Genomic DNA, 4,358 nt, shown 5'->3' on the forward strand with positions numbered 1-4,358 from the left:
GCCGTGACGGAGCAGGCGATGACCAACCGTGTCCGGGTCCCCGCAGCTGTCCGGGAATTACCGAAATCCCTGTCCGGGATTTACCGAAACGCGTGTCCGGGAATTACTGAAATCCGTGTCCGGGAATTTGCGAAACCCGCACTCGCTGTTGAAGGTCGGCAGGCGCAGCTTCTTGAGATGATGCTGCAGCAGGACTTGCGGGGTATCGGTCATGCCGCTCTTCCGGACATCAGCACCTTGTAGCTGGCCGGGTCCGTCGTTTCGACCTGTGCCTTGAGCAGATAGGGATAGATGTCGAGATCAAGCCGGGGCGGGCGCTTCTCGATCCGGCACAGCACGAGATGCTTGACCGCATCGTAGCCAATGGTGCCGTTGCCGAGAGCGTACTTGATGGCGCCATGGACATGGGCCATCTCGAAGGTCTCCAGCAGGCGCAGAACCTGGACGTACTCGCGCTTGCCCTTCTTGCCCATCCGCGCTTCAAGCAACCGGTGCAGGGTGGCGAACTCATCCGGCAAATCCCAGTTCTGCAACGGCGCCGCCTGATCCAAGGCCCCAACCTTTCGCTCAAGCAGCGGCAGGTAATGCATCGGATCGAACACCATATCAGCATTGTCGTAGGATCGGCGGTGGCGGGCGATCACCTCTGCGCCGCAGCCTATCACCACCGCATGGACATAGCCACGAACCTGAACCTCGTGGTGCGCATAGGCCACCGGAACGGAATAATCGTTGCTGCGATAGCGGACCATCAAGATCGACGTCGCCCGCGTGCTGACCTTCTCGCAGGCGTCATAGGGTGTGGGCGGCAGCGCCATCAGCGCATCCAGGTCGCGCATCAGACGGCCGCCGATCGGCTCTGAATGACCACGCACGGTATCACCTTGACGCCTCAGGCAGTGTTCTTCCAGCCGGGCATTCAGCTCATCGAAGCTGTTGAACCGGGGCGCTGGCACGAGAAAGTTCCGTCGTCCGTAGCCGATCACGCCTTCGACATTGCCTTTGTCGTTGCCCCTTCCCGGACGGCCAAACTTGTCGTCGAACAGATAGTGCGACTGCAACTCGGAAAAAATCGTGGTGCGTTCCCGCTTTCCATCGCCGCAGATCTTCGCCACCGCGATCGTGGTGTTGTCATACAGGATCGACAAAGGCACTCCGCCGAAAAACGCAAAGGCAGAGACATGCCCGTCCATTGCCCGGCAGGCGCATGCAAAGCATGCTGCCGAGAGGGGCAGAACGCTTCGGTGGTCTCTGCAGGATACGCTTTGATGAAGAACGCGTCCGAATGCGGCAGCGCCATCGCAAAATAGTGCAGCTTGCACTCGACCCCGTCAACCACACCAAGCGTCTCGCCAAAATCCACCTGGGCATGCCCCGGCGCATGCGACAACGGGACGAAGACCTCGCGGGTCCGGTGCTTCTTCTCCCGCACATAGTCGGTGACAATGGTGATGCCGCCGGTGAAGCCGTGCTCATCCCGAAGCCGGGCATGGATGCGTTTGGCGGTGTGCCGTTGCTTTTTTATAACTCGTTTGTCGTCTTCCAGGATCTGATCGACAATCGCAATGAACGGATCAAGCTTCGGACGGACAGGCAAAGCAGTTCGCCGATACCTTGGCGGCACAGAATGTAGCAGGATCTTTGCCACCGTTTTGCGGTCGATCCCAAAAAGACGACCAGCCGCACTTTTGCTCATACCATCAACATGGCACGCCCGACGGACACGGTTGTATAAGTCCACAGAATACATCTCCCCACCCTCCGCTCATCGGCATCAGGTGTCAGAATGCGGAATTTTGCTCCGCGCCGGTCAGATAATCAGACCGTTTCTGTGGTCATTTTGTCTCCGAGATTCACAAACGATGCTTGAACCTTCGGATTCTGAAATGCGCGTTCGTATTCATTGTCTTACGTCAGCGCCTATGGGTCCAAATAGGGGCGGATCACTTCAGAGGGGAAGGCTCACTACCATTTCTCGCGACAGCGGCTCTTCAGGCTTCACTTCTCCAAGCACCGCAAGCTCGGGCGCGGCGATGATGAGGTCTTCTGCCTGCGGCAAGGGGGAGCCCCCCACACCCGTGCACCAAGTTTGTAGCGCCACTGGGAACATTCAACGTATGGAAAACCGCGGCAAGCATTGCGTGATTGATGCTCGTCGCGCCTTCGATCAGGGCAATAAGTTCACGTGACAACACTCGATATTGTTCTGGTTCGCAAATGCGCCTTACTACGCGTCGTTGAGCATCGCCGAGATGATGTCCTTTTGCTCGCGTGGGGTGGGAATGGCGCTGGCTGCGGGCTGTTTTGGGCTGCCCGGCGCATCGGTGATCCCCATGAGCAGTCGGAACTCTTCCTTTGTTTCACCGTCCAGGTGGGTCCAGACTTGAGGGCCGATGAACAGGCTCTCGGTCCAAGCGCCATCCGCAATCACCAATTCGTGCCTGTCGAAAAGGAAGTGAATGTATTCGAGTGGCTTGCAACTGTTGTCGATCTCCACACCTTTCAATCCCGTCAGCTTCTTGGCTGCGACCAGTGCTTCGCTCTTTCCGATCAGCGCCTCAACGGCACGCGATTGAATTAACATCCGGTGCTGCTGGGACACACGAAGAGCGCGCCTTGGCATGCCTCGGCCGAACGTGTTCGGCTTGATGCGAACCGGCCGCGCTCTCGGCTGCTCAGCTAAAAGTGCCGAGCCAAAGCTCTGACGACCGATCCACCGGATCGGCTGCATGCCATTGTCCCGTGTCAAAATCAGATCCCCGATCCGCAGATCAGCCGCGTCTTTTTCACCTTTCGATGTCATGATCCGAGTGCCGGCGACAAAACACACCAGTTGCGGAATCGTAACAACTCCTGTCGACAGGATGTCAGTCCCGTTATTGAAGGTTGTGGTAATCTCGACTTGAATGTCATCGCCCCGGGCCGGGTTGGGTTCGTAGTCCACGACATAGTCGTTAAGGACATAGCCGCTGGGCGTCGGAACAAGGCGCGGGTCATCCACAGAGATGGTTTCGGAAATTGTAATTGTTTGCGACGGATTCGCCGGGTCCGGATAGGTGATGACCACGGTCACAGAGTCAACATCCAAGATCGGCGGCGGGGCACTGATCGCAGCTGTCAGTTGCGACGTGTCCACGACTTGAATGGCACCGTCACCCGATCCGATTGAGCCGCCGGTGTTATCAAGGTCGTTCAGACCGCCATTTCTACCCGCATTTAGGCCACTGTTGGCACCCACACCAACACCCGAGATCAGTGCACCGAAATCATCTTCCAGCGCTTGTGCCTCGTCGGTGAAATTGCCACCTGAGTTTTGAACCCCGTCAGACATGAAGATTATGGAGTTTGACGATTGGTCCGTGACGCCTTGCGCCGTCCAACTGTCATTGATTTCTTGAAGGGGGGCCGCAAAGTTGGTTGAACCGCCCGTCGTCAAGGCGTCGATATCCTGTTCGAACTCGAGCAATTGATCCAGGTTGTATACACCAACTAATGACGAGTTGTTACTATACTCGACCAGCGTGACCGTGACTGTAGACGGGTCGTATCCGTTGTCGATATAGGTTTGGAAAACCTGCTTTGCAGCATAGACTTGCGCTTCCAGAAAGGTATCGTTCGTTCCGTCACCATCCACGTCGGACCCAGAATTCCCACCTGCCGACCCGGATGTGTCGACCGCAATCGCAACGTTGATGTCCGGAGAACTTTGCGCTCCGATGTTGATCGTATGATCGACGCTGAGCGTATCGAAAGAGCTATCAGGCAGCGTACTGGTCGTTGAGACCGGGACATCGCCCACGGTCGTGTTAACGTTTATCGTTTGATCTGGCATAATTCTAAACTACCGCGGCCGCGAAGCGCGACCGAACTCCAAAAACATACAGTGCGGCCATACATTCGGCTGCGAACCAATTTACTAAAGGGACGCACCCCTCAGACATGTTCGGGATAAGGTGGTACGGCTCGACAAACAAGCTGTATGCGATTCAAGCTTTTCGCGCTTTAAGCGAGTCGGCAGGAGTTTATCTCAAATGCTGTCGCGCGAAAGCGCTGTTACGGAACCCTGACGGTCGAGGTTCCACATCGTGAACCGATGCGGTTAGACGGGTGCCGGGAGCAGCCATCACCCACTCGCCGTATTTTACTGGATAGACTATGTAAGAGCCGGGCGACGGATCGACTTTCCGAGCAAATATTGGGAATACTGGCCGATTTTGGGTCAGGAAGCATTGATTTTCAGTGTGCGGCGAATTTACGGCTCGGAAAACGAAGTGGTGGCATGAGCGACCTTTACTGGCGGACCGACGAGCAGATGGCCAAGCTTGCCCCTTTTTTCCGAAGTCTCACGGCAAGCCACG

General features: G+C 56.6%; 2 protein-coding genes and 2 pseudogenes. 2 read left to right on the forward strand and 2 right to left on the reverse strand.

Annotated elements, in window-relative coordinates:
- The coding region (locus tag ABJO75_RS02320; RefSeq protein WP_348134003.1) for a hypothetical protein at nucleotides 1-243 on the forward strand (243 nt) is incomplete at its 5' end.
- On the opposite strand, the pseudogene istA reads toward ABJO75_RS02320, so the two are convergent.
- Nucleotides 210-1,696 (reverse strand): annotated as a pseudogene (gene istA, locus ABJO75_RS02325) (IS21 family transposase). The gene ABJO75_RS02320 and the pseudogene istA sit on opposite strands and share 34 nt — an antisense overlap.
- Nucleotides 1,697-2,227: 531 nt before the next feature.
- Nucleotides 2,228-3,832, reverse strand: a complete 1,605-nt coding sequence (locus tag ABJO75_RS02330) for a Hint domain-containing protein (protein ID WP_348134005.1) — start codon at nucleotides 3,830-3,832, stop codon at nucleotides 2,228-2,230.
- A 447-nt stretch (nucleotides 3,833-4,279) separates the two neighbouring features.
- Between ABJO75_RS02330 and ABJO75_RS02335 the strand changes: the two are divergent.
- A pseudogene (locus ABJO75_RS02335) lies at nucleotides 4,280-4,358 on the forward strand (IS5/IS1182 family transposase); the annotation flags it as partial.

This window comes from Sedimentitalea sp., assembly GCF_039973035.1.
In the GTDB taxonomy this organism is placed as follows: domain Bacteria; phylum Pseudomonadota; class Alphaproteobacteria; order Rhodobacterales; family Rhodobacteraceae; genus Sedimentitalea.

Bases quoted from the DNA above. Each gene is read 5' to 3' on its own strand.
- ABJO75_RS02330 (WP_348134005.1), bottom strand. From the start codon at position 3,832: ATGCCAGATCAAACGATAAACGTTAACACGACCGTGGGCGATGTCCCG.